This window comes from Bradyrhizobium sp. 192 (assembly GCF_023100965.1).
GTDB lineage: Bacteria > Pseudomonadota > Alphaproteobacteria > Rhizobiales > Xanthobacteraceae > Bradyrhizobium > Bradyrhizobium symbiodeficiens.
Genome location: NZ_CP064690.1, coordinates 3,900,216 through 3,925,774, shown reverse-complemented (window position 1 = coordinate 3,925,774; position 25,559 = coordinate 3,900,216). Strand labels below are relative to the sequence as shown.

The window sequence follows — 25,559 nt, the reverse complement described above, 5'->3', positions numbered from 1 at the left end:
TTACGCAGCATGACCAGAATCGCCGTTTGGCTCGCCCTCACCGTCGGGCTCGCGCTGCCCGCTACGGCATCGCGCGCCGCCGAGCTCATCATGTTCGAGCGGCCCGGCTGCGCCTGGTGCGCACGCTTCAACGCCGAGATCGCGCCGATCTACGGCAACACCGACGAAAGCCGGGCTGCACCGTTGCGCCGGGTCGACCTGAACAGCCCCCGTCCCGCCGATCTCGCCGGAATCGATCTGGGTCCCTTCACGCCGACCTTCGTCGTGGTACAAGAGGGCCGTGAGATCGGGCGCATTCGCGGCTACCCCGGGGATGCCTTCTTCTTCGGCCTGTTGGGCCGAATCCTGTCAAATGCGGGATCGGAACCCAAGGGGTCGTGACCGTTCTTGCGGATTTTGCTGAGAGGAGCTTGACGCGATGCCGTTGCCGAAGCTGAAGGAAATCGAGGGCTCCGCCGAACTCGAGCAGATGATCGAGAAGGCGCGCGAGGCCAGCGACATGCTCAAGGCGCTGTCGCACGAGTCCCGATTGCTGCTGCTCTGCATCCTGGCCGAGGGCGAGAAATCCGTGACCGAGCTCGAGCAGTTCCTGGGCGAGCGACAATCGACCGTCTCGCAGCAGCTCGCGCGGCTGCGACTCGATCGGCTGGTGACGACCCGCCGCGACGGCAAGACGATCTACTACAGTCTCGCGAGCGAGGACGTCCGCAAGATTCTCACCGCCGTCTACGACGTGTTCTGCGAGCCGGTGCGCCGGCGCCGTCGGTAGTTCTCCGCGCTGGCTTTTCGCGCCCCACCGGCGCAGACTACCCGCGGACAGAAACAAAAACGAAGCGGGAGGAATGCTCAGTTCTTCGACCATGGCGTTTGCATGCGGGCTTGCCGCCGGTGCCGTGCTCGGCGTTGCCGGCCGCGCGGGACGTTTCTGCACGCTGGCGATGCTCGAGGACGCCTTCTTCGGATCGGATTTTCGCCGGCTGAAATCCTTTGCGCTGGCCGCTTCAGTCGCCCTGCTCGCCACCCAGGCGCTCGCCGCGTTCGGCATCGTCGACCTGTCGCGGTCGATCTACCTGACGGCATCGATCGGCCTTGGCGGTGCGATCATCGGCGGGCTGATGTTCGGCGTCGGCATGGCCCTGGTAGGCACTTGCGGTTTCGGCACGCTGGTGCGCGTCGGCGGTGGCGATCTACGTGCCATCGTTGTCTTTCTCGTGCTCGGCCTGTCGGCGCTCGCGACCATGCGCGGCATCACCGGCATGCTGCGCCTGAAGCTGATCGAGCCGTTGTCGTTGCGGCTGCCCGAGGGAAGCACCCAGACCTTGACCTCGCTGCTCGGTGCAAGCGGCGCGATGCGCGCGATCCTCGTTGTGGCAATTGCCGCCGCGCTCGCCTTCTGGGCCCTTGCGGATGGCAGACTGATCCGGTCGCCGCGGCTGCTGAGTTCCGGTCTTGCCGTCGGCGCCACGATCGCGTTCGGCTGGTTTGCGACCGGATGGCTTGCCGACGACGAGTTCGATCCCGCGCGGGTCGCCTCGCTCACCTTCGTGGCGCCGCTTGGCGACGCCATTCTCTACATCGCCACCTTCTCCGGCGCGCGGCTCAATTTCGGCATCGGCTCGGTTGCCGGCGTTGTCGCCGGCTCGTTTGCCGCCGCGATGCTCGCGCGCGGCTTCCGCTGGGAGGCTTGCGACGACGCTCGCGAGTTGAAGCGTCACATGACCGGCGCACTCTTGATGGGCATTGGCGGCATCATGTCGTTGGGCTGCACCGTCGGTCAGGGCCTGAGCGCGTTCTCGACGCTCGCGGTTTCGGCACCCGTCACGATGGTGGCCATCGCCTGCGGCGCGCGCCTCGGGCTTGAGTTCACGATGACCGGCGAGTGGCTGCCGGCGGTCCGCAGGCTGTTCGGGGTCTCGACCTGACGAATTCGCCTTGATGGGCCGAGCCGATCTCTACCGCCCAAACACGAAATTTGAAAAACAACCCCATGCACAGTAGCCAGATGGTTGGCGGCACTATGCCTTTTCGAACGGCAAAGCCGGCCCAACGGACCCGCTTCGGAACAGATGTTTGACCCGTCAGGCAAAACACCGACGTTCGGCCGCAGAAAGGGTGAGCCAGGACGAACCGGCCTGTCTCAATTCCCTTGATCTTGATCAACGATCCGCCCGCCAGTTTTGGACCGATCAGACCCGTAACCGCAAAAGAATGGAGGTCGTCATGACGTCTAGTATGCTGGGAAAACTATTGGTTGCGGCTATCGTGGCCGGTGTCGGAATGTCTGTCTCGTTCGGCTGGTCATCCAACGAGACACCATCGCTGTCCTTCAGCCAAGCGGACGCGCGGGTCGGGCGTCCGCTGACGCCCGTATCCGTCGCCGGCGTGGCACGCCGGACCACCAGGCGCGCGGTCGTCGGGACCGCAGCCGTCGGCGCAGCGGCGGCGGGCACGGCCTGCGTACGCGTGCTGTTCAACGGGACCTACGTCTGCCGCTGACCGCCCCCTTTGGAATTGGCACGAGGAAGCCGACCGCTGCGGATGAATAGCATTCGCGGCGGTCCGACCTCGCGCCGCTCAAGACGGCGCCCGCACCGTCGGCTCGTACGTCACGCAGTCAGGCAGAAAGCCGACAAGCCAGTCGTATGACCTCTTCTCCAGCTCCGGAAAGAGGGGCGCAGGCTCGCGTCTGAGAAACGCGGCGCGTACAGCCGAATGCCCTGGCGCAGGGCGCCGAGGCGGCCCGGCGACAGTCCGTCGTCGCACCGCCACCCGAGCAAACCTAAAACGTCCCGGCGATCGTGAGGCGGAACGTCAGGGGCTCGACGGGGTGCAGCACGTAGTCCATCACGCCGTTCTGACAGACTGAAGCCGGAGCGGTGCCCGCTGTGCAGAGATTGTAGAGCGTGTCGGTCTTGAGCAGCGAGCCATAGGCATAGCTGATCTGGTTGGCCTTCGTGTTGAGGAGGTTGAGCACGTCGAGCTGAAGGCGCCAGCCATTGTCGATGCGATAGCCGAGGCGGCCGTTGAAGATGCTGGTCGCGGAGGAGCGGAATGTGTTGTCCTCCGTCAGTGGACTCGACGCCAGATAGCGCCAGCGCAAGGTGCCGAACCAGCCGGTCTTCTCGCCGAGCGTGATGCCGGCCGATGCCACCATTGCAGGCGCGTTCGGAATGTAGTTGCCGGGTGCGTTGCCGATCTGCGCCTCGGGGTAGCCGGCGAGCGAGGCATAAACCTCCGCCTGCTCGCTGTCATAGCCGCGAAAGCGCGCATGGGTCATCGCGAGATCGGCGTCGATGTCGATCCAGGACCGCGGCCGGTAGTGATTGGTCCATTCGAAGCCGTAGCGGCGGCTGGCGCGGGTCGCCGAGGTATCGCCGGCATCGCCGGAGAACAGGATCTCGGAATCCTGATCCAGCATGAAGAGGCTGAGCGAGCTGTCCAGGCCGGGAACGATCCTGCTGCGAACGCCGACCTCCGCACCCTTGGTGCGCACCAGGAGCGGCGACGGCGTGAGCCTTGTCGCGGGATCGCGGGGGTCTTCCGTCGTGGTCGCGCCGCGGGCGTCGTTGGAGTGCATGCCATAGCCGGCGCCGAAGAAGAACTCGGTCTGGGCGAACGGACCGAGCACCATCCTGAATTTCGGGCTGCCGAGCGCAGCGTCGGCGCGGCCAGTATTGCTGGCATTGAACCGCGACGTGACGTCGGCGGAATAATAGTCGCCACGCCAGCCCACCGTCGTCCTCAGCCAGTCCGTCCAGCGCACCGTGTTTTCGGCATAGACGCCGACGCTGCCCTCCCCGACCTTGTCGCTGCGGATGTTGGCAAGGAAGCCGCGCTGGAAGGTGTTGGTAAGCGCGAGATCGATCGCATCATAGCGCGACTGCAGGCCCACGGTGGTCTGCATCGGCAAGCCCACGAACGAACCGTTCAGCGTGCGCGAAACGTTCGCGCCTGCCATCAGACGGTCGTCGTGCTGGTGGAACTGGTCGCCGAGCACGGGATCGCTGAGGAAGTAGGTGAAATTGTTGAAGAGGTCGAGCTGGCTCTTCACGACATAGGCGTTGGCTTTCCACGAGCCGAGATCGTCACTCTGCGCGATGCGGCCGGAGAGCGCGAAGCGGTTGGTGTTGCCGCCATCGCTCGGATCTTCCGAGCCGAAGCGATCGAGAAAGCCGGAGGCGATCGCGCGCTGCGGCACCTGGTCGGTCGCATTCCATTTGTTGGCGTAAGCCATGCCGGTGACGGAGACGCCGTCGGTCGCGGTGCCCTGGCTGTAGCGCACGAGGCCGTTGAGTTTCCGTACGTTGTCAGGATTATCCCACGGGCCGTTGTAGGTCCCGACCTCGCCGGCCACGAGCAGCGCGCCGTCGCCGAGCTTCGCGGAGTCCATGCCGAGCAGGCGGCGGTAGCCGAAGCCGCCCACGCTTACTTGCGCGAGCCCTCTGGTGCGGTCGATCAGGCCGATATGCACGCTACCGACCGAGGCGAAATCACCTTCGTCGGCGAAATACGGACCCTTGCGTACATCCACCGCGGCGATGGTTTCCGGGATCAGCCAGTTGAGATCGGCATAGCCCTGGCCGTGCGCGTGGGTGCGCATGTTGACCGGAACACCGTCGACGGTGATCGCAAGGTCGGTCCCATGATCAAGATTATATCCGCGCAGAAAATACTGGTTGGCTTTGCCTTCGCCGGAATGCTGCGTCACGATGAGACCCGGCACGGCTTCGAGCGCTTCGCCCGGCCGCGTGAAGGGGCGTGCATTGATCTCCTCGCCCGAGACGGTGAGCTCGCTCGCCATGCTGGGCTGGCTCTTCGCACCCGAGGCGACGCTGCGCGCATCCGACGCTTGTGGCGCTGCCGGATATACAGGGATGCGGTGGCCGTTCGAGGACGGCCTGCCGGTGCGGCGGGATGCGACCGGCTTCTTGCGCCCTGCCGTCTCGCCGCCACCGACCTCGATTGGCGGCAGTTCGCGCGAGGTGTCGCTGCTCTGCGCGAGAGCGCAGCCGTCATCCGCCAGCAGCACCAGGGCCGAGAGTGCCGTCAGGGCGCTGCCGCGACGACCGGGCTTACGCCGCTTCGGTCGCATCGGCGCATGCCAGGGCTTTCGTGGCGGACCGGCGCCGGTCATCCTCGAAGAGGCGACGATAGAGCACGACCGAGACGAGCCAGGCGATCGCAAACAGCGCGATCACCGCGAAGCCGACATTGGCGAGCGATTCGTTGAGACCATCGACCAGCGTCCACACGCCCCCGGACAGGCCGAGCCGGTCGGCCGCCAAGCCGAGCGCTTCGATGCCGCCAATGAACAGCGCGACTGCCACGGAGGCGCCGGTGATCGTGAGGTTGTACCAGAGCTTTCGCATGGGATCGACGAAGGCCCATCGATAGGCGCTGACCATCAGTGCGGAGTCGGCCGTGTCGACCAGCGCCATGCCCGACGCGAACAGCGCGGGGAAGACCAGCACGTCGGCAATGGAGGCGCCGCGCGCGGCCTCGGTTGCGGAGATGCTGAGCAGGCCGATCTCGGTCGCCGTGTCGAAGCCGAGCCCGAACAGGAAGCCGAGCGGATACATGTGCCAGGGCTTTGTGACCAGGCGGAACAGCGGTCCGAGCAGTCGCGCGAGGAAGCCGCGATGGGCGAGCAGCCGCTCGAGTCCCTCGGCGTCGTGAACGCCCTGCTCCCGTGCCGCGCGAAACGTCCGCCACAAGCCAGCGAAGATGACGAGATTGATGGCCGCGATCACGAGCAGGAAAACCGCCGACACCGAGGTGCCGATGAGGCCGCCGATTTCCTTGAGCAGGCTGTCGCCGCCGAAGCTCACCACGCCAAGCGCAAGCAAGATAGTCGCGACCACGACGACGGTGGAATGGCCGAGCGCAAAATAGAGGCCGACGCTGTGTGGCGCGCCATCCGCCTGCATCAATTTGCGCACGACGTTGTCGATGGCGGCGATGTGATCGGCATCGACGGCGTGGCGCAGGCCGAATACCCAGGCCAGCAGCGCGGTCGCCAGAACCGTCGGCCGGTCGCCGAACGACGCGAAGGCCCAGGCCCACGCGGCGATGTTGGCCGCGATCAGCCCCCCGAACAGCACCACCGTTCCGGGCTCGACCGCCCGCAAAGTCCGCCTCACCGCTTGCTCCATTCACCTGATCTCGCAGTATGACGTTTATCAAGAACCCTCATACTAGCAAGAGCAAGAGCCGCGCCAATTTCGGTCCTGCGGCCGAAAGGCACCCGGAAATGGAAGTCACCTCATTGATTCAATGGAGACATTTTTGGCGTGACCTCACCGGGCCGGAGCGAGCTGCGGCGCCTCTGTTGGCAAGCAACTATCCACTGTGACGACCAAATTGACAGGTCCGCACACGATGGTCATGCGCATGCTGCTGTCGCCGGCTTCTCAACGATCGCTCCCGCAATAGCGCCCGGGAGCGGTTGCCCCAAGTGCAGGAACAACGACTACATATCCACGGTCATTGACAGCAGATATGTCCGTGGCGCCCCCAGGAAGAACGTTCCGAACGACGCCACACTGGACCAGTAGCTCTCACCGGTCACATTCTGGATGTTTGCACGGAAAACCGTCTTCCTGCCGCTGATCGCCGTGGTGTAACGGGCGCCGAGATCGAGCCGCGTCCACTCCGGAATTGGCTGCTTGTTCGCGGCGTCCACGAATTGCCTGCCTGTGTAGATCACGGCTCCATTCAAAGTGAGGTTCCTCATCCACGGGAGGTCCCACTCCATGCCAATATTGGCCTGAATATTCGGAACGCCGATCGGCGTATTGCCTACATTGGCCGCGACGGCGGTCTTCGTCAGGGTGCCATCCAGCAGCAAGATGCCTCCAAGGACACGAACATCCGGCATGAGCTCGCCGTAGACGTTGAACTCTAGCCCGCGGACTCGTTGTTCGCCTGTCGCCGCGAAACGCCCGGCGGACAGCTCGCCGCTCGCCTTCGATATCTCGAACGCGCTGAAGGTGGTTGCGATCCGGCCGAACTCCACCTTGACACCGGCCTCGTACTGTTTCGCGACGTAGGGCTGCAGCACTTCGCCGAAATTGGACGCTGTCTGGGGAGCCACGTCGCCGCGCGCGAGACCTTCGACATAGTTCGCGTACAGCGAGATATGCTCCAGGGGACGGACGACGAGACCAACCACCGGGGTCACGGCGCTCTTGTCGTAAGACGACGTCAGCGTTCCGATATTGGAGAGATAGTTGTTGGCTTCGATGCCCTGGCGCCGGACTCCGAGGGTCAGAAGGACCCGCTCGTCGAGCACGGACAAGGTGTCGGCAATCGAAAGCCCCGTGAGTTCGCTGTCCGAGAGTCGGGGACGATCGCTGATCTCGTTGCCGAACTGGGTCGGCGCGACGGTCGGATTGTAGATGTTCGAGGTGACCGGACTGCCATTCGTCAGGCGCCGGTACAGTGCGTCCCGATAGACCGAGGCCTGAACGGCGAGCGCATGATGGACGAAGCCGGTGTCGAAGCGGGCGCGAACGCCGCCATCATATGCGGTTCGATCGATGCTGAGGCCAAAATACTGGGGCGTAGAGGTCGTATCGCCGCTTGTGTTGACGATGGTTGGAAGACCGAAGAACCGTTCGACATTGGTCTTGGCGCCACCGACATCCGCGAACAGAGTGACCTGATCGCTGACGTCGTACTCGGTCCGCAGCAAGGCAGATTGGTCGTTGATGCGTGACCATTCCCAGGGTTGGGTCACGTTCAACCGGCCGTCCGGCGCTTTTGGCACCTGCAGGCCGGGAGCCATCAAAAAGGGACGTGAGGGAGCGTCGAATCGATCGGTCTGCGCGATCAGATAGAGCCAGGATCTGAACCGTTCGCCCCGGTAGTCCAGCGCCAGCGATCCGACACCCGTCGTTTCGGATTGGCGATCGATGGGCGTATCGCCGCCGCGGAGGCTCCCGCTGGCGCGTACGCCCCATTCCTTGCCGTCGCCATAGCGTCTCGCAACATCCCAGTGACCACCGAAGCGTGCGGTCGAGCCGTAGCTCGCTGTCAGGCGGGTCAGATCCTCTTCCGCGCGCTTGGGCACGACATTGATGACGCCGCCAACGCCGCCATTGGGCGCCATGCCCGAGAGCGCGGCCGACGGACCTTTGAGCACTTCGATGCGCTCGACGTAGTCCGTGAAGATCCGATATGTCGGTGCGATTCCGTAAAGGCCCTCGAAGGCGAATTCACCGTTGTTGCCTTCATTGATCGGGAAACCGCGTATGTTGAAGGACTCGACGATACCGCCCGTCGGGTGGGAACTCCGCACGGACGGATCGAGGATCAGGGCGTCCGCACCCGTTGCCGCCTGTTGATCCCGAATGAACTTGTCGGTGTAGCTCGTCACGCTGAACGGTGACTTCATGGTGTTGGTATTGCCGAGCATTCCCAGCCGCGCGCCTTGAGCGACTTGGCCGCCCGCAAAGGCGGGGACGACACCCGGCTGCGATTGCACGGTGACGGTTTGAGCTTGCGGGGCGCGCCGTGAGGTCGATCGGACCCGGGCGTCATTTCGCCTGGTTGGCGCACGGCGGGCCGACGGCTTCGTCGGCGCTTCGACGGTCACAGGAGGAAGAGAGCTGCCCCCTTGTGATGTTTGGGATCGCGCAGGCAATTCGAACCACGTGAGCAACGCCACTCCACCCAGCAGCGCCGCAGCAAACCGCGCCACCGTCCCAACCCCACCTGCACGCAGCATTCCCAGCAAGTCCTTCATCAATAGCGCGCAGGCCGCCGTGAAGCGGCTCCGCGCTTGGCCAGCAACGACCATGGATCGAAGAGCAGTTCCTCATATCCGAACTCGGCCGCAAGTATGGCCCGTCGATCAACTGCCCTGCAGACGCGCACGCGCATTCACTGCCTTCATCTTGGCAGCAACATTCGAATGCCAGCGATCTGCATCGCCTCTTTAGGAAGACGCTATCGTGACGGCAACGCAAATGCGTGCGCTGCGGCTTAGAATGCCTCGATCATCAGCGACCGACGGGAGAATGTCTGGAACGGTTCAAATACGCTTTGATGATTCAAAATCGGTGCGGTCAAAATGCCGCAGGAGGATCAATGCTGCTCAGCGTCGCCGCGAGATCGCCACTGCCGATCCGACCCGTGAGAGTTGCGACAGGACGGACGCAGCTCAAATCGGCAGACTCTCAGTCGCGCTTGAGCCCGATCGACTTGACGATGGGAGCCAGGCGGGTCAGTTCGTCCTCGACGAGGCGTTGAAATTTGTCGGGGCCTGAATCAACGTCCGGCTCCAGACCTTGCGAACGATAGCTTTCCTGCAACTGCGGATCGGCCATCGCCGTGCGGGTTGCCCTGGAGATCTGCTCCACGATCGCATCCGGGGTTGCGCGTGGGGCGAACAAGCCAAACCAGCCGGCATATCTGAGGCCCGGCATGCCGGATTCGATGACGGTCGGAATTCCCGGCGCGCCGCTCAAGCGCTGTTCGCTCGTGACGGCGATCAGCCGCAGCTTGCCCGCAAGGTGCAACTGCAGGATCTGGCTCGACACCACCGCAATGACGGCGGAGATCTGGCCGCTGACCAGGTCGTTGGTCGCGGCACTCATGCCCCGATAGGGCACGTGGACGAAGTCTGTTGCGAGACCGGATTGCAGCCTGAACATCTCCCCAATGAGATGATTGCCGGTGCCGACGCCCGGAGTTCCGTAGGAGAGTATGCCCGGATTGGCGCTCGCAAAAGCGACCAGCTCCCGCAGGTCCTTCACCGGCATGGAGGGATGAACCGCGAATGCAAGCGTGGTGGTGATCAGGCGATAGATGGCGCGGAAATCACGAACCGTATCGTAGGCAGGCTTCGCCGAGGACAACGGAATCATCACCTGAGTGCTGCCATTGCCGAGCAGAAGCGAATAGCCGTCGGGGGCGCTCTGCGCCACCGCGGCGGAGCCGATCGCGCCGCCGGCGCCGCCGATATTTTCGACGTAGATCGGGCCCAGCAGCGACGCGACCCTGTCGGCCCAGGGACGGCCGATCTGATCACCAGCGGCGCCAGCCGTATAGGGAATGACCAGCCTGATGGGACGGGAGGGATAATCCTGGGCGGCCGCACAGCCGGGCCATGCGGCCAGCGCCGTGATGCGCGCCGCCCTATCAAGCAGTTCTCGGCGTGAAAGAAGGGACATCTTCTGCGTATTCGGGACCGTGCCAATCATCATACAGGAACGAAGGGCCTTGAAAATCCGCACAGGTAGATCGCTGCCCTGCACCGTGCGGGCGACGAGCTTGGTCAAAGACCAGCGCGTCGGCCGGAATCGTCGTCGACGGCGTCTTGCGCGGGATCGACAGCTCGTCCGCGCAATGGATGCCGGGACTTAAGGCCCCTCCGGATTGGGGACGTCGACCTCGGTCAGCAGCGTTCGTTTTCCCGGCTGCAACGCGGCAGGTGCAGCGATGCCTCAGAACTGCACACCGCGTGTCAGGGCACCGTCGACGACGAGGTTCGTTCCCGTGATGAAGCTCGCGGCACGGCTTGCGAGAAACACGACCGCGTTGGCCATCTCCTGCGGGGTCCCCATCCTGCCCGTGGGATTGAGCGCAAGCGCCGTCTTGTAGAGCTCGGGATTGTTGTCCTTGATCGTATTCCAGACCCCGCCTTCGAAATAGGTGTTGCCCGGCGAGACCGTGTTGGCACGGATGCCCTTGTGTGCGAGCTGATTGGCGAGACCTTGCGTGTAGTGGATGATGGCGGCCTTGAAGGTGCCGTAGGGGCCGGCCGCGAAATCGACCTCGCGCCCGGAGACGCTCGATATGGCGACGATCGCACCGGCGTCGCTCTTCTCCAGATAGGGCATGGCCGCATTCACCAGCCGGACCGTGCCCATCATGTCGGTCGAAAATTCCCTCGCCCAGCTTTCATCGTCCTGCCCGATCGCCAGCGCACTCACATTGGCGACGACAACGTCGATGCCGCCGAGCTTTGCCGCCATATCGCCAACCCAAGCCTTCAGGACGGCAGCGTCGGCGACGTCGACCGCACCGCCAAAGGCCGCAACGCCCTTGGCCTTTAGCGCAGCGACCGTGCTCTCGACCTCGGCCTGATTGCGGGAGCATACGCCGACATCGGCGCCTTCGGCGGCAAAGGTCTCGACGATCGCGCGGCCGATCCCCTTGGTGCTTCCCGTGACGAGAACCTTGGCGCCTTTGAGTCCGAGATCCATGGTCCGATTCCTTTTCCTGGTTCAGTAATTGTTCGCGGCGGCCCTCACCAATCCACGATAGCTGTGCGGCATGCGCATCGAAACCAGATCCTTTCGCCGCACCACGTTGGTCGGATAGACGCTGTCGAGATTGGTGGTGTCGACCAGCGCGGTTGCAAGGCCCGTGCCGCCGGCCGCGATCGCCTCCCGCCGCGGGAACGCGAACGTATCAGGACCGAACACGCCGCTCAGCCCGGGATAGCCGCGTTCCGGGTCGGCGACATTGGCGAAAGCGAAGAATAGGTTGTTTTCACCGGCGCGAACACGAAAATGATGCCAGTGATGCGGATCCGGGCCCGTCGGTATGGGCTTCGGCTGCAGGACCTCCGTGCCGGCATGCGACGAACTGAAGCGCCCCTTGATCGCGGCGGGACACGCGATGAGATCACAGCCGCGCAGCGCCAGCACCCGGCCCGCTTCCGGGAACGACGCGTCATGACCGATCAGCAACCCGATGCGGCCGATCGGCGTGTCCACGACGGTCCAGCCGTCACCTGCGGTGGCCCAGCTTCGCTCATCGGCGGTGAGGTGCGTCTTGCGATAGACCGAGACGTCCCCATCCGGCGACACAAGGCAGGCGCTGTTGTAGACCAGATCGCCCTCGCGCTCGGCGAGGCCGCAGACGAGGTAAAGGCCAAGCTCCGTTGCAAGCGCGACAAGGCTGCCGGTCGCCGGCCCCGGTATCGGTTGGGCCGATGCCGCCGGATCGGCAAGTCCCGTCAGGGCAAGCTCCGGAAAGACGGCGAGCTCCGCACCCTCGGCCTTGGCCTTGCGTGCGAGCGCTGCGATTTCCCCGAGATTTTGGCCGGTGTCAGCGCGAGGTGCAAATTGCGCGACGCTGACGCGCGACGTCTTGCCCGTCGGCCACGGCTCATGGCCATAGAGGCCAAAAAAATCGCGCGGATTCCAGCTGAAGGTATCGGTCAGCAGTTCCGGATAAAGCTCGGGACGGCGCTGCGTAAACACGGTCTCGCCGAGCACGCGGCGCGCGCGCGCGACGTCGAGGTCGATCTCGGACAGCAAGACCCCGTCGCCGTTGTCGAGCACCGCAATCACCTGCCCGTCCGGCGCGATCACGCAGCTTCCACCGCTGAACTGCACGGTGCGCTCCAAACCCCAGCGGTTGCTCTCGATGACGTAGCAGCCGTTCTCAAAGGCGCGGCTGATCCAGTAGGGCGCCGGCGTACGCTCAGCCAGCCAGTTCGAGATATGGCAGATGACGTCGGCACCGCAGAGCGCCATCAGCCGCGCGGTTTCGACGAAATGGATGTCCATGCAGATCAGTAGCGCAATGCGTCCGATCGGCGTCTCGAACACCTGGTTGTGCAAATCGCCCGCCGCCGCCCATTTCGGCTCGGAGATATAGGGATGCGTCTTGCGGTGGCGGCCGACGATGCCGTCGGGCCCGATCAGGACGGCGGAGTTGAAGTAGATGCCATCCTCATCGACCTCCGGCATGCCGACCACGATGTAGCAGCCGTGCTTGCGCGCCAGCGCGGCAAATCGGTTCGTGGTCGGCCCCGGGACCACCTCGACGAAGGGCGCGACCTCGGCGCGGTCGAACCAGCAATAGCCGGTCGTGCCCATCTCCGGCGTGACGATCAGCCTGGCACCGGCCGCGGCCGCCTGTTCGCAGAGTTCGAGCAGGCGCGCGATGTTGCGCTCCTTCTCGAACATGGTCGGCTCGAACTGGACGGCGGCGACCTTGTGCTTGGTGGACATGATCCGGCTGACCTCAAACGAGATAGGACTTCTTGATGGAGGCGCCGAGCGTATATTTCGGGTCCACCATATTGCCGACTCGCATGCGTCCGGCCTGGGTCAGCAGCATGTAGGCGTCGATCTCGTCAAAGCCGTAGTCCGCCGCCATCCAGCGGCACAACTCGCGATAGGCGATGCGCGCGGCATCCTCCATCGGCCGGGCCGAGCCGATGGTCATGATGAAGTCCTTGGTCTCGAGCCGTGGCCAGGCGATCGTCCAGCCTTTGATGAGATCGACCTGGACCGTGGTCACGGTTGGATGCTCGATCGCAACGCCGCAGAGCTCGCCGTCCCCCTGCGCGGCATGGCAATCGCCGAGATAGAGCAGCGCACCCTTGGTGTTGACCGGCAGATAGACGATGGCACCGACGCCGACGTCCGGCAGGTCCATGTTGCCTCCGTAATAATCAGGGACGAGCGAGGAGATCGCCTCGATCTCCGGCGACGTTCCGATCGTGCCGATGAACGGCTCATAGGGCAGCGTGATCTTGTCGTTCCATTTGGTGCCGGTCTTGGCGTCGACCACCAGCTTCTTGACCCGTTCGGGCAGCGCCGGGTTGAGCAGCGCGGTCTGCCCCGTGCTGACGAGGCCGCCGAAGTCCGGCATGACCACGGTGGTGCCGCAGGGCTGCGGCCCGCGCGGTACGATGCTCTCGATATAGACCGCGAGCGTGTCGCCCTTCTCGGCGCCGTTGACGTGGATCGGTCCATTCTGCGGATTGAGGAACGGAAAGTTGAGAATCTTCGACGGGCTGTCGGTTTCGTGCTTGATGGCGCCCTCGAACGCGTCATGGGTCTCGGCCGCGACGACCGCTCCCGGATCCACGGCCAGCACCGGATTCACGTAGGGGCCGTAGACATAGTGGTACTTGCCCTGCTCGCTCTCCGTGATCGTATATTCCTTGCCGCGCGCGCCCTTGGCGACGCCTTTGCGTGCCATGATCGACTCGTTTTGCCAGGCCATTGCTGTTCTCCTTGGTTGGACTGTCTAGACCGCGAGGTGCCGGCGCATCTCCGCCACGTCGTCGAGCGCCGAGCGGTCGAGACTTGCGACGATGCGGCCCTTGTCCATGACGTAGCAGCGCTGCGCCATGGCGCGGATCATGTCGAGGTTCTGCTCGACCAGAATGATGGTCACACCCGTGCTGCGGTTGAGCTCGACCATGTTGCGCGCGATATCCTGGACGATGTTGGGCTGGATACCTTCCGACGGCTCATCGAGCAGGATGAGATTGGGGTTCGCGATCAAGACTCGTCCGATCGCGAGTTGCTGCTGCTGGCCGCCCGACAGGGTGCCGGCGCGCTGGTGCCAGCGTTCGGCGAGGATCGGAAACGCCTCGACGATCCTGCGTCGGCCCGCTTCGGGAATGCCGCCGCCCTTGATCGCGGCGCCGACCGCGACGTTCTCGCCGACGGTCAGCCGTGGAAACACGTCGCGTCCCTGCGGCACATAGCCCATGCCGAGGCGGGCCCGCTTGTGCGCCGGTAGGGAATCGACCGCTTCGCCGCGATAGACGATCGAGCCGCTCATCGCCGGCACGAGCCCGATCAGGCTCTTCATCAGCGTGGATTTGCCGACGCCGTTTCGTCCGATGACGGCGACGATCTCGCCTTCCCGCACCTCGATCTCGAGGCCCTGGAGCACGGGCTTGCCGCCATAGCCGGCGCGCAGAGCCAGCGTCGAGAGGATCACTTCCTTGCGTGGCACATCAAGCATGGGCCTGCCCCAGATAAATCGCCGCGACACGTTCATCCGCCACGATCTCGTCGATCGAGCCCTGCGCGAAGACCTGGCCGAGATGCAACACGGTCACGCGCTGGGCGACCTGGCGGACGAAGGTCATGTCATGCTCGATCGCGAGCACCGTCATGCCGTCCGCATTGAGCCGCTGGACCATCTCTCCGGTCAGATGGGTCTCCTCCGGCGACATGCCGGCCGTTGGCTCGTCCAGCAGCAGCAGGCGCGGCTTCAGGCTGATCGCCATGCCGATCTCGAGCCATTGCTTCTGGCCATGGCTGAGATTACCCGCAACCTGGGCCTGCTCGGACTGGAGCCCGAGGAAGGCGAGCAGCCGGTCGATCTCCGCTTCGAGCTCGGCGCCGCGATGACGGCTCTGAAGTGCGATCTCGAGGTTCTGGCGGACAGACAGACCCTTGAATACGCCGGGCACCTGGAATTTGACGGAAAGGCCGCGATGAATTCGCGCAAAGGATTTCAGGGAGGTGATGTTCTCCCCCGCGAAGATAATTTCACCGCTGCCGGGATGATGCTCACCCAAGATCAGGCGGAACAGCGTGCTCTTGCCGGCACCGTTCGGGCCGATCAGGCAATGGATTTCGCCGGGCTGAAGCGTGAGGTCGACGGCGTTGGTGACGTGCAACCCGCCGAAATGCTTGTTCAGCTTGCGCAGTTCGAGCAGCGACATCAGCCGGCCCTCTGCGTCAGGCGGGCGGCGAGCTTGCCGAGCCAATTCATCGCACCGAGCACGAGGCCGTTCGGGGCGATCAGCACCGTGAGCACCAGCAGCACGCCCATGAAGACCAGCGCATACTGGCTGCCATAGATCGTCAGCGCCTGGAACGCAGCGAGCACCACCAGCGTGCCGACCACGGTCGAGGTCAGGTCGCTGCGGCCACCGACCGCGACCCAGATCAGCGGCAGCGCCGCCGATGTCATGCCCATGCTCGACGGCGTGATGTATTGACCCCACGCCGTGTAGAGCACTCCCGATATCCCCGCGAGCGCGGCGCCGATGACGAAGGTGATGAGCTGGTACTTGCGGATGTCGTAGCCCAGCATCTCCGCGCGTTCAGGATTCTCGCGGATCGCGACGATGACGTTGCCGAACGACGAGTTCATCAGAATACGCAGGCCCAGATAGACGAAGATGAGAAGACCGAGCACGAAGTAATAGAGGCCGATGTCGGCAAACAGCACGATCGGCTCGCCCGGCCAGGGGATGGTCAGAGGCGGCATCGCGCTCATGCCGTTGAAGCCGTTCAGTCGCGCGCTGCCGATGTGCCATTCCGGCCCCGCGGTCTGCGCCATGAAGCGCTCCAGCATCAGCGTCACGGCGAGCGTGACGATGCCGAGGAAGACGCCGGCGATGCGGCCGAAGAACATGAAATAGCCGAGCAGGACCGCGAACAGCGCCGCGATCGCGATCGCAGCGACAAACGCGACCAGCGTGAAACCATAGGCCGAGCCAAAATTGAGAGTGAGGACGCCGTAGCCATAACCGGCGATCCCAAAGAACGCGGTCTGCCCGAAGGACAGCGAGCCGCCATAGCCCCAGATCAGGCACAGGCTGAGTGCGATGAACACCCAGACGAAGAAGTAGACGGTGTTGCCGACCGTGTAGCCATCGCTGAATAGCGGATAGGCAAGCGCGATCGCAAGCACGATGGCAAACAGGCTCCAGAAGGCCCGACCGCGACCCACGGTCTGCGGGCCTTCGAGACGGCGAAAAAGGGAAACGAGAGCAGTCACGAGGCCATCACTCCGTCAGGTGCGTTCGCGCAGCACGAAGCCGGAGATGCCCTTTGGCAGCACCCGGACGACAATGATGACGGCGACCAGAAGCCCGATCTGGCCGAATAATTGTCCCTGCCACGACGTCATGACCGACTTCACCACCGCAAGCACGGCGCCCGCGGGCGCCGTCCCGAGGAAGACGTCGGCCCCGCCGATCACGACGGTGACGAAAGCCTCCATGATGAAGGTCGCGCCCATGGTCGGCACCAGCGTCATGGTCGGCGCGTAGAGGCCGCCGGCAAGGCCGGCGAGCCCTGCCCCGCAGGCAAAGGTGAGGCTGTAGACGAGCCGCGTATCGACGCCGAGCGCCGCCGCCATATGTGGCACCTGGATCGTGGCCCGCGCGAGCACGCCGAAGCGCGTCCAGTTGAAGAGGGCATACAGCCCTGCCAGCACACCAAGCGCAGCGCAGAACAGCACGATGCGATAGATCGAATAGGAGTACGCGCCGACCTGGAAACTGCCGAACGGCGTGCCGACCCCGGCCATGGTCGAGCCGACCATGATCAACGTGCCCTGCGTCGCGATCAGGCTGAGGCCCCAGGTTGCAACGATCGTGTCAAGCGGCCGGTCGTAGAGATGGCGGATGACCACGAGCTCGACCAGCACGCCGACCAGCGCGGACACGATCGTTCCAGCCAGGATCCCCAACGGCAACGGCAAGCCGGCATGCACGGTGGCGGCCGTCACATAGGCGCCGCACATGATGAACTCGCCATGGGCGAGGTTGATCACGCCCATCATGCCGAAGATCACCGCGAGCCCGCAGGCTGAGAGCACCAGGAACGCGAAGGCGTCGCCAAACTGATAAAGTGCCGAGAATACGAGGGTCGCGATGTCCATGAACCAACCAGGATAGAGAGATACGCGATGTTGCCGTCGCAGCCAATCGTGATCGTCCCGACCTGCAACTCAGGCCGGGACGATCAGCCGCCGGTCAGGGTTTCGGCGGCGGATTCGACGGCGTGTACTGGGCCATCGGATCCTTCTTGGTGAGATCGCAGCCCGCGTCACCCAGCCAGTACGGCTTGATGTCCTCCCAGACCTTCGGGAAGGAGATCGAGTGATCGGCGCCGACCTTGGCGAGATAGATCGTATGCGACATGTGCTGGCTCTTCGGGTCGATGCAGACCTTTCCTTCCGGCGCATCCATGCAGACGTCGCCCATCGCGATCACCTTGCGGATGTCCTCGCGCTTGGTCGACTTCGCACGCTCCACCATCTGCTTGTAGAGATAGACGGCGAGATAGGAGTTCTCCGCCTCCTGGTTGACATAGGGCTCGCTCGGGAACTTCGCCTTGAACTTGGCGTAGAACTCCTTGCTCTTCGGCGAGTCGATCTCCTCGATGTAGTTGGTGGTGACGTACATGTCCTTCAGGCTCGGCGGCTTGAAGCGCTTGTGCTCATAGCCCTGGCCGACGTTGACCGAGGAGGCCATCGGCAGGTTGACGTTGGCGGAGGCCGCCTGCTCGTAATAGGATGCCTGCGCGGTGCCGACCAGCAAGGTGACAACGAAGTCGGGCTTGGCCTTCTGGATGTTCTGGATGCTCTGGGAGAATTGCGACACGCCGAGCGGGATGAACTCCTCGCCGGCCATCTTGCCGCCGTTCTCCTTGACGATCTTGCGCACCCATTCCGCCGAGATCTGACCGAAATTATAATCGGCTGCGAGCGTGTAGACGTTCTTGCCGTACTTCTCCATCATGTAGGGGATGAGCGTGGAGAACTGCTGCTCGGGCACCGCGCCGGTCACGATCATGTGGCCGTCGCAGACACCGCCTTCGTACTGGTTATTGTAGAAAGCGAAGCCGTTGAACTGGTCGACGATCGGACGGTACGCCTCGCGCGAGGCCGAGGAGAAGCCCGCGAACACGACGTCGACCTTGTCGCGCTGGAGGACGCGCCGCATGAACTCCTGGTAGCGCGTGTTGTCGGATTGCGTGTCGTAAGCGACGAGCTCGATCGGCCGCCCCATGATGCCACCGGCCTTGTTGATCTCCTCGGTGGCGAGCTGGATGGCGTGGACCTTGCCGATCGTCGCGGCGGCAAAATCGCCGGACTGATCTTCAAGCACGCCGAGCTTGATCGGATTTTCCGCCGCGTGTGCCAGAGATGATCCGAGGACAAGCGTCCCCGTGAGGGCTGCGGCACGCAGCCCCCGCAATACAGACTTGCTCATTTTGCTTCTCCTAGATGGCCTGCTTGTTGCCGCCTTGCAGCGTGATGCCGGTTGTGCGGCCGGACGTATCGGGCGGCTTCGCCCGCTTGCTCATAAACTCCTCGCAATAGAGTTCCATGTTCTGCCGCGCGCGCATGCTGTCGCGGCGGAGCTGGGAATAGGCTCCCTCCTCGTCGAGGCCGTCTTGCCGCATCAGCAGGATGACCGCCCGGATCACCGCGCGCCGACCGCGGCGGCGTTCCTCTAGGTCTTGCAGGCGCTCATACATCTCGGCGCGCAGCAGGAACTGGTTGATGCCCATGAACAGGGAGGTATAGACCGCGCCGCCATGCACCGGCTTGCGCAGGAACGAGGTCGCGCCGAGGTTGACGAGCGCCTTGAGCCGGCTCGGCGCCTCGACGCCGACGAGGCCGATCACCGGCACCGGCGGCAAGCGCGAGCCGGGGTTGACCTCGATTGCGACCGCGCCTTCGAGATCGCCGTCGATGAACAGGATGTCCCGCTCGGCCTGAAGGCCGGCGACGTCAATCTGCGCACGGCCGTCGATGATCTCCGGATATTCGGTGGAGACGCCGAGCTTGGCTAGCGTCGTTTCCAGCGCGCTCTCCCATCCGCCCCGCCGGGTAACGACGATGGCACGGCCGCCCTTGAAGTTCTGTAGCAGTCGAGAGCTCATGATTGCACCACCTTCAAAAGCGGAGAGCGCATTGCGCCGGCGAAGCGCGGCGACGACTGAACGAGATAGGGATCTGGCGCGATCGGCTCGCGCGATTCCAGCAACACTTCGAATTGCCCGCTGACGGTCGACCGGCCGATCCGGGGCGTCAGCCAGGCGTGGAAGGTCTGGCGGTCGATGCGGACCTCGCCTTGCGGAGCGCACAGCCGCTGATCGGCCACGGCGGCACGTACCGTGCGGGCGTCGTCGGTGCCGGCTTGCGAGAGGGCCGCGCCGAGCAGCTTGACGGCGATGTAGGACGCTTCGGCGTCAGCCGACGAGACCGGTCCATCCGGAAAAGACGTGGTGTAGGCACGAATGAAGGCGCCGTTCTCCGCCGAATTGAGCGAGGAGAAATAGACACTCGATGACAGATGTCCATCGACGGCATCCGGGCCGATTTCCGGCAATTCCGGCTCCGACAGCGTGCAGCTCGCGACCGGGATTTCAGCCGCCTGGTCGATGCCGCGCGCACGGCAGGCGGCGCGGAACGCACGGAAGAAGGCATAAGCGCTGGTGCCGATCAGGTTGTTGAAGACGAAGTCCGGACGCTGATCGATGATCGCCGCAATGACCTGGTCGACCTCGGTGTCGCCGACCGAGAGATAGCGCTCGGCAACCACGATGCCGCCGCGGGCGGCGAGCGCCTCCCGGAAGATGCGATTGTTTTCCCACGCCCAGATGTAATTGGAGCCGACGCAGAAGGCGCGCGAGCCGACGCGGGATGCCAGATAATCGACGAGCGGCAGCACGTGCTGGTTCGGCGCGGCGCCGGTATAGATGACGTTATCGGAGCTCTCGAATCCCTCGTAATGAGACGGATACCACAACAGTCCGTCGAACTTCTCGAAGCAGGGGATCACCTCCTTGCGGCTCGACGAGGTGTAGCAGCCGACCACATGCCGAACACCGGAACCGAGCAGCTCGAGGCTGAGCGAACGATAGCTCGCAAGGTCGCCGGACGGGTTGACCACGACCGGCTCCAGCGCAATGTCGTCACGCCCTGCATTGATCTCGCGAAAGGCGAGCAGCGCACCGTTCAACATCGAGCGCGCAACGACGCTGTAGGATCCCGTCGTCGATAGCATCACGCCGATCCGATAGTTCGTCCGCGCCATCACTCGTTCCAAAATAAAAAGGCGCCCACCGGCTGTTAAGCCGAGGGCGCCCTCGCCACCAACCGAGCACGCCATCAGCGTGATGTTGGAAATGATTGAAGCTCGCTGCGTTGACGGGCCGAACTGCCCAACGCCTGCATGATACGGTCGTTGAGATCAGTTACGAAGTCAAGCGCGTTATTGCAGCGGAAACTGCCGCGATTCTTATCGTGATGCAGCAAAACTATGCAGCCGAACTGCGCCCGCTGTCTCGATGCGGCGGAGACCACAGGGCACGCCGCACGCCCGGCTTCCAGACCGGACGTGGGCCGTCGAAAGCTGCGAGCAGACCTGCCAAGAGACCCGCGCCCGGTCGAGGGCATCGGCTCTTGCCGCCGCGAACGACGGATGTCTCTGCCGGCTGTCGGTTTGGTTGGAGCGAGTGAACTTCAGCTGCCCCGAGCCTCGTCCAACATCAGGCTGCTTCTGCACGATCTCATCCTGAGACCAAGTCCAAAAGGCTCCGGGATTTAAGAATTTGGTAACGATACGAACGTGCTTGAGCGCGTTAATGCAATTCGAACGCCGCCGGTGTCTAGCCCGTAACGACCCTGCTATAAAGCGTAGCCACGGCTCGATCGACTTCGCGAATTATCCGGTTTCCCTGATTGCGCATGAACAAGCTCACCAACAGTTTCGACATCGTCATCGAGCAGGCGTTCGACTTTCTGTCTCCGGAATATGCCGAGCTGTTCGATCGCTCGGCCGCCACGGCGTTCCAGCATCCGATCTGGCTGCATAGCCTCTACACCAGGCTCGCTTCGGATGCGGGTGCGACACCTCTGGTCGTCGTGGTCCGCCACCGCGCGACGGGCGCCCTTGCAATGGTGCTGCCCTTGCTCCGGATCCGGCGCGGTCCGATCCGGACCGTCGAATTCGCCGATCTCCGCGTCTCCGATTATCTGGCGCCGGTTTGCAGCCAGGAAGTGTTTTCGCAACTGCTCGACGACGCGGACGCATGCGCCGAGATTCGGCGCCTCGTTCGACCTTTCGATCTGCTCCGCATGGCGAAGCTGCCCGACGGGCGGCTTCCGATCGAGAACCTCCTGGCCGCATCCCGCCGCGTATCGATGGACACCAACGCCTACGCGACGGTTCTCGTCGCGCCGTTTGAGCAATGGCGGACCAGTGCGATCGATCGTTCCTATCAGAAGGAGCTCGCAAAGAAATATCGTCAGCTGCAGAAGAAGGGCGCGCTGAGCTTCTCATGCTGCAACGACAGCGCCTCCGTGCTCGAAGCGCTGGATGTGATGAGGAAGCTTCGTGGTCCGCGCTTCCAGGCGCAAGGCGACGGAGATCTGCTCCAGCGTCCCGAATATTTCGGCTTCTATTCCGACGTGGCCCTTCGTGGGCTCGGCGCCTTTGTGCGGCTCTATGCCATGAAGATGGACGGCGAGGTGATCGCCGCCGTGCTCGGCCTCTGCCATCAAGGCAGCTTCCTCATCATCATGAGCGCCTTCGACATTGCCGGATACAAGAGCCAATCCTTAGGCGCGCTGATGTTCGAGCAGGTGGCGCGGGATTGCATCGAGCGCGGGGATCAGATGCTCGATTTCACCATTGGTGACGAGCCATACAAGAAACTGTTCGGCGGACAGCCCTCTCCGATGTGGGCGATCACGAAAGCCGGCAGCACCGCAGGCGCCATCGCCCTGTTCGCGCTGAAGCAGGCTCCCTGGCTGAAGCTGGCGGCCAAGCGGCTATCGGATTTGCGGCTCCTGCCCGCCCGCAGCCCAACGCCCACGCGCTGAAAGGCGGCAGGCGAAAGGCCGCAGAACTCAGGCGCGCAGGGCGCCGCGAACCCGTCCAATCCAACCCGGATGCATTTGATCGACGCGGTGTGTCAGGCTGCGCCGCAGAAAGTGCAGCCGGCGCCGGACGTCCCAGCCGATATCGTTGCGTGACGTCAGGGCCTGACGGAAGTGCGCCATCTTCAGGGACTGCTGATCCGCCGCGATCTTGTCGCGATCGGAATAGAACTGCGAGATCTTCTCCAGGCCCATGCCGGGAGTCGCGAGCCATTTCGGCGCATATTCAGTGCACAGACGATCGACATCCACCAGCAGGCGCGCGACGCCCGTCCCCGCCGCGGGACAATTGGTCTGGAACGCATCACCGATGAGCACGATGCCGGGTTGGAGGTGTCCTTCGACAACGGTCAGATCCATCACCCAGTTCTGGACCCGGTCGATGACGCGGAAATCGCCGAGATAGGTCCGCAATCCCGGCAACAGACGCAGGACCGTCGCTTCCGGCTCGCGACGCAGCTCGCGCATGATCGGATCGGTCGGGTCGCGGAACATGAAGAGATTGGCCCGCATGCCGGCGCGTACCGGAAACAGGCTGAGATAGTCGATGCCGTCAGCCGTGCGCTCGCCATAGCAGGTCAGCGCTTCGAAATCGAACGGGCGACCATCCTGACGGGCAATCGTGAAACCGAACGACACCGAATGGCGCTCGGCCAGAATCCGCCGCTTGATACCGAGTTTATAGCCGAGAGCCGCGGCCATGCCCGTGGCGAGAACGACGAGGCGCGCAGTCACGCGCCGTCCGGAAGCCAGCTCGAGATGCTGGACGTCGCCGCCACCACTGATCGCAGTGGCCTCGTCGACGATCAGGTTGGAGGAAGCGGGTATCTGGCTGCGCGCCATGGCAACGAGATCGACGTAGGAAAATCCATAAGCCTGGCCGACGCTGACATCGACCACCTTGCCTTCCCGGATATTGAGCACCTGATCATATCGGCAAGCGACATTCTCGAGCGCGTTGAGGAAGCCCAGCTTGCGCAACAACTCCAGTTGATGGCCGCCAATCTTTTCGACCCGGAATTCGTCCGGATGAACCGCGCGCTTTTCGATCAGGGCGATACGATGCCCTGCCCGCGCCAGCGCGGCCGCCGCAAGCGACCCTGCAAGGCCGCCGCCGACGATTGCGATGTCCGCAACGATCGTCGAAGTACCAGCTGTGTCGATCGGCTCGGCCACAGTTCCATCCGCCGTCATGATCCAGGCTCCCACGGTCAACCAAAGTCGCACGTGCAATTCTCCGGCCTGATGTCGCATCGCAGGACCAAACGCGATCATTTCTCGGTATCGAGGTTAATGAAGCGCAGAGCCGGCTGCCCCGACGATACCCGGTACGCCTCTTGCTCGGAATTATCCGTAAAGTCCAGCTTCCGGCGGTTCTGCGGTCGATCCCGGCGAGCCATTTCGCATTCAAGCGGCTGATCATGCCTTTCCCGGCCGTCGACGCGGCGCTATTCCGTCAATCCGTCCCAGTTCGCCTTGCTCTATTTGGGACAATGGAAACGGTGATGTTCCACAGTGAGGCAACCAGCGTCATCGCGATATCGACGCCGCAGGCGAGATCCTGGATGCCTCGCATTAACACTCGTGATTTTTCGGCATGCTAGGTTGCCACCGGTATCGGAACATGTCTCTTCAGGAGAGAGCAGCTCCTTAGACTTCCATGATCAAATCCATCCTCCAGCTCATGCGGCGCGACGTCACGCGCGGGGTCGTCGGGACCATCCTGCTCAAGGTTGGTAGCGGCGCGCTGGCATTTGCGGTGTTCTCGCTGGCGGCACGAACGATGTCGCCCGACGGCTTCGGAATCTTTGCGACCTGGCTTTCGGTCGCTCAGATCGCCGCCGTCGTGGGACTGGTCGGCCAGGAATCGTTGCTGGTGCGGTTCCTGAACGAGTATCAGGTCGGTGACAGGCCGGACCTCATCAAAGGCGTCCTCCAATCCAGCGTCAAGATCACGTCCGTTGCCATGCTGGTTGTCATCCTCGGCATTGCCCTCGTGGCTGGCCTGAGAGGCGACTGGTGGGTGCTCATCCTTGCAGTAGCGGCCTACACGGCCGTGAGTGCAGGCGTGATGCTCGGCAGTCAGGTCGCCCGCTCGCTGGTGAGCATTCTCATGGGCGAAGGAAATCGCGAGTTCTTCTGGCGGGTCATCGTCGTCTTGTTTCTGCTCGCCATGCTGCTCGGTCATCGGCAACTCGATCCCGCCGAGTTGTTCGCGGTGATGACCATTGCCATGTCGGCCGGCCTGATTGCGCAAATCGTTTCGATCGCGCGCGTGCTGCCGGATTTGCGTGGTACGGCGGCGCGCTCCGAGACGTCCCGCTGGCGCTCGAGCGCGCTTCACTTCTGGCTTGCGTCCATCCTCGAGGCCGCGAACCAGTATTTCGACGTCATTCTGGTGTATTGGATGCTGGATCCGGTGACCGCCGGAATCTACTTTGCCGCATCGCGCCTCGCCAACATCTTCGCCATGCTGTCTGCGGCGCTGTACACGTTCGGAGCCCGCCGGCTTCCGTCGCTGTATTTCAGCAAGAACCACCAGGAGTTCGGGCGAACCTTGCGGCTGATGGCGGAGGTGACCGCATTATGCGTGGCCGCGGGGCTCGCCACGATCTGGATCGGCGGCCCCTATCTCCTCAACCTGTTTGGACCTCATTTCACCACACAGCACTCGGTCTTGATCGTGCTCGCAATCGGGACGGCCATCCAGGCTGCAGGCGGCCCGTCCGCTGCGATCCTGCAACTGACCGGCCATGAACGAATCTATGTTCCCGTCGTTGCCGCCAACGTCGCGTTGCGGCTCGTGGGGTTTCTCATCCTCATTCCCTGGCTCGGCCTGCTTGGCGCGGCGATTTCGGCCACCGTGTCGCTGGCGCTTGCGACCATTGCCCTGAACGTCCTCTGCCGCCGGCGAACGGGAGTCGATCCTTCGATCCTCGTGCTGCTGCGCTTCGCCGCCTTGAAACGAGGCAGTTATGCAGTGCGCGGCGCCGACTCCAGCGACTAGGCGTCGATCACACCGTCCCGCGGCGGTTCGCGATCACGCGCCGGCCGCGCAGGATCGGTTAGTTAACGTGCTCGCTACGCCGCATCCGGGAACCGGTGAAATGGCTGCGGGAACGATGTCGACGGCCAGGCCTTGCATTAACTCCGTT

Annotated in this window: 21 protein-coding genes; 6 read left to right on the top strand and 15 right to left on the bottom strand. The window is 63.7% G+C overall.

Features of this window, described 5'->3' with window-relative positions; all coding sequences use genetic code 11:
• The first annotated feature begins 9 nt into the window (after positions 1-9).
• The 4 genes from IVB24_RS17780 to IVB24_RS17765 all read left to right on the top strand — a co-directional run bounded on the left by IVB24_RS17780 (position 10) and on the right by IVB24_RS17765 (position 2,496).
• The gene (locus IVB24_RS17780; RefSeq protein ID WP_247773954.1) at positions 10-381 is read left to right on the top strand and encodes a thioredoxin; all 372 of its coding nucleotides are present in this window, start codon (positions 10-12) and stop codon (positions 379-381) included.
• A 37-nt stretch (positions 382-418) separates the two neighbouring features.
• Positions 419-769, top strand: coding sequence for a metalloregulator ArsR/SmtB family transcription factor (locus IVB24_RS17775; protein WP_028137430.1), 351 nt, complete (start codon positions 419-421; stop codon positions 767-769).
• A gap of 73 nt (positions 770-842) precedes the next feature.
• Positions 843-1,922 (top strand): YeeE/YedE family protein, encoded by a 1,080-nt coding sequence (locus tag IVB24_RS17770; protein ID WP_247773953.1) that lies wholly within the window; start codon positions 843-845, stop codon positions 1,920-1,922.
• Between the two features lie 298 nt (positions 1,923-2,220).
• Complete coding sequence (locus tag IVB24_RS17765) at positions 2,221-2,496, top strand: hypothetical protein (protein ID WP_247773952.1); 276 nt, start codon at positions 2,221-2,223, stop codon at positions 2,494-2,496.
• Positions 2,497-2,779: 283 nt separating this feature from the next.
• Here the strand turns inward: IVB24_RS17765 and IVB24_RS17760 are convergent, their stop codons facing one another.
• The 14 genes from IVB24_RS17760 to IVB24_RS17695 all read right to left on the bottom strand — a co-directional run bounded on the left by IVB24_RS17760 (position 2,780) and on the right by IVB24_RS17695 (position 20,557).
• On the bottom strand, positions 2,780-5,092 hold the full coding sequence (locus IVB24_RS17760; RefSeq protein ID WP_247773951.1) for a TonB-dependent receptor: 2,313 nt from the start codon (positions 5,090-5,092) through the stop codon (positions 2,780-2,782).
• Positions 5,073-6,152 carry a HoxN/HupN/NixA family nickel/cobalt transporter gene (locus IVB24_RS17755; RefSeq protein ID WP_247773950.1) on the bottom strand — a complete coding sequence of 360 codons (1,080 nt, stop codon included), beginning with the start codon at positions 6,150-6,152 and terminating at the stop codon, positions 5,073-5,075. The genes IVB24_RS17760 and IVB24_RS17755 overlap by 20 nt, the downstream gene beginning before the upstream one ends.
• A 317-nt stretch (positions 6,153-6,469) precedes the next feature.
• A complete protein-coding gene (locus IVB24_RS17750) occupies positions 6,470-8,800 on the bottom strand; it encodes a TonB-dependent siderophore receptor (RefSeq protein WP_247773949.1) in 2,331 nt (776 codons plus the stop codon).
• Positions 8,801-9,179: 379 nt separating this feature from the next.
• Positions 9,180-10,175: a tripartite tricarboxylate transporter substrate binding protein gene (locus tag IVB24_RS17745; RefSeq protein ID WP_247774116.1), complete on the bottom strand. Its 996-nt coding sequence runs from the start codon at positions 10,173-10,175 to the stop codon at positions 9,180-9,182.
• A gap of 273 nt (positions 10,176-10,448) precedes the next feature.
• Positions 10,449-11,210 (bottom strand): SDR family NAD(P)-dependent oxidoreductase, encoded by a 762-nt coding sequence (locus IVB24_RS17740; protein ID WP_247773948.1) that lies wholly within the window; start codon positions 11,208-11,210, stop codon positions 10,449-10,451.
• A 21-nt stretch (positions 11,211-11,231) separates the two neighbouring features.
• Positions 11,232-12,971 (bottom strand): nitrilase-related carbon-nitrogen hydrolase, encoded by a 1,740-nt coding sequence (locus IVB24_RS17735; RefSeq protein WP_247773947.1) that lies wholly within the window; start codon positions 12,969-12,971, stop codon positions 11,232-11,234.
• A gap of 13 nt (positions 12,972-12,984) precedes the next feature.
• Positions 12,985-13,974, bottom strand: a complete 990-nt coding sequence (locus IVB24_RS17730; RefSeq protein WP_247773946.1) for an acetamidase/formamidase family protein — start codon at positions 13,972-13,974, stop codon at positions 12,985-12,987.
• Positions 13,975-13,998: 24 nt separating this feature from the next.
• On the bottom strand, positions 13,999-14,727 hold the full coding sequence (locus tag IVB24_RS17725; protein ID WP_247773945.1) for an ABC transporter ATP-binding protein: 729 nt from the start codon (positions 14,725-14,727) through the stop codon (positions 13,999-14,001).
• The gene (locus tag IVB24_RS17720) at positions 14,720-15,436 is read right to left on the bottom strand and encodes an ABC transporter ATP-binding protein (protein ID WP_247773944.1); all 717 of its coding nucleotides are present in this window, start codon (positions 15,434-15,436) and stop codon (positions 14,720-14,722) included. The genes IVB24_RS17725 and IVB24_RS17720 overlap by 8 nt, the downstream gene beginning before the upstream one ends.
• Positions 15,436-16,500, bottom strand: coding sequence for a branched-chain amino acid ABC transporter permease (locus IVB24_RS17715; RefSeq protein WP_247773943.1), 1,065 nt, complete (start codon positions 16,498-16,500; stop codon positions 15,436-15,438). Before IVB24_RS17715 ends, IVB24_RS17720 begins: the two co-directional genes overlap by 1 nt.
• Positions 16,501-16,515: 15 nt before the next feature.
• Positions 16,516-17,388, bottom strand: a complete 873-nt coding sequence (locus IVB24_RS17710) for a branched-chain amino acid ABC transporter permease (RefSeq protein ID WP_094974928.1) — start codon at positions 17,386-17,388, stop codon at positions 16,516-16,518.
• Positions 17,389-17,482: 94 nt separating this feature from the next.
• Positions 17,483-18,724, bottom strand: coding sequence for an urea ABC transporter substrate-binding protein (locus IVB24_RS17705; RefSeq protein WP_247773942.1), 1,242 nt, complete (start codon positions 18,722-18,724; stop codon positions 17,483-17,485).
• Between the two features lie 10 nt (positions 18,725-18,734).
• Positions 18,735-19,400, bottom strand: a complete 666-nt coding sequence (locus IVB24_RS17700) for an ANTAR domain-containing protein (protein WP_247773941.1) — start codon at positions 19,398-19,400, stop codon at positions 18,735-18,737.
• A complete protein-coding gene (locus IVB24_RS17695) occupies positions 19,397-20,557 on the bottom strand; it encodes a transporter substrate-binding domain-containing protein (protein ID WP_247773940.1) in 1,161 nt (386 codons plus the stop codon). The genes IVB24_RS17700 and IVB24_RS17695 overlap by 4 nt, the downstream gene beginning before the upstream one ends.
• A gap of 653 nt (positions 20,558-21,210) precedes the next feature.
• Between IVB24_RS17695 and IVB24_RS17690 the strand changes: the two genes are divergently transcribed.
• The gene (locus tag IVB24_RS17690; protein ID WP_247773939.1) at positions 21,211-22,347 is read left to right on the top strand and encodes a GNAT family N-acetyltransferase; all 1,137 of its coding nucleotides are present in this window, start codon (positions 21,211-21,213) and stop codon (positions 22,345-22,347) included.
• Between the two features lie 27 nt (positions 22,348-22,374).
• Here IVB24_RS17690 and IVB24_RS17685 read toward each other — a convergent pair whose 3' ends face one another.
• Entirely contained in the window at positions 22,375-23,598 is a 1,224-nt protein-coding gene (locus IVB24_RS17685; protein WP_247774115.1) for an FAD-dependent monooxygenase, read from the bottom strand.
• A gap of 466 nt (positions 23,599-24,064) precedes the next feature.
• Here IVB24_RS17685 and IVB24_RS17680 point away from each other — a divergent pair, with 466 nt between their 5' ends.
• Positions 24,065-25,411 (top strand): polysaccharide biosynthesis C-terminal domain-containing protein, encoded by a 1,347-nt coding sequence (locus IVB24_RS17680; protein ID WP_247773938.1) that lies wholly within the window; start codon positions 24,065-24,067, stop codon positions 25,409-25,411.
• Positions 25,412-25,559 lie beyond the last annotated feature (148 nt).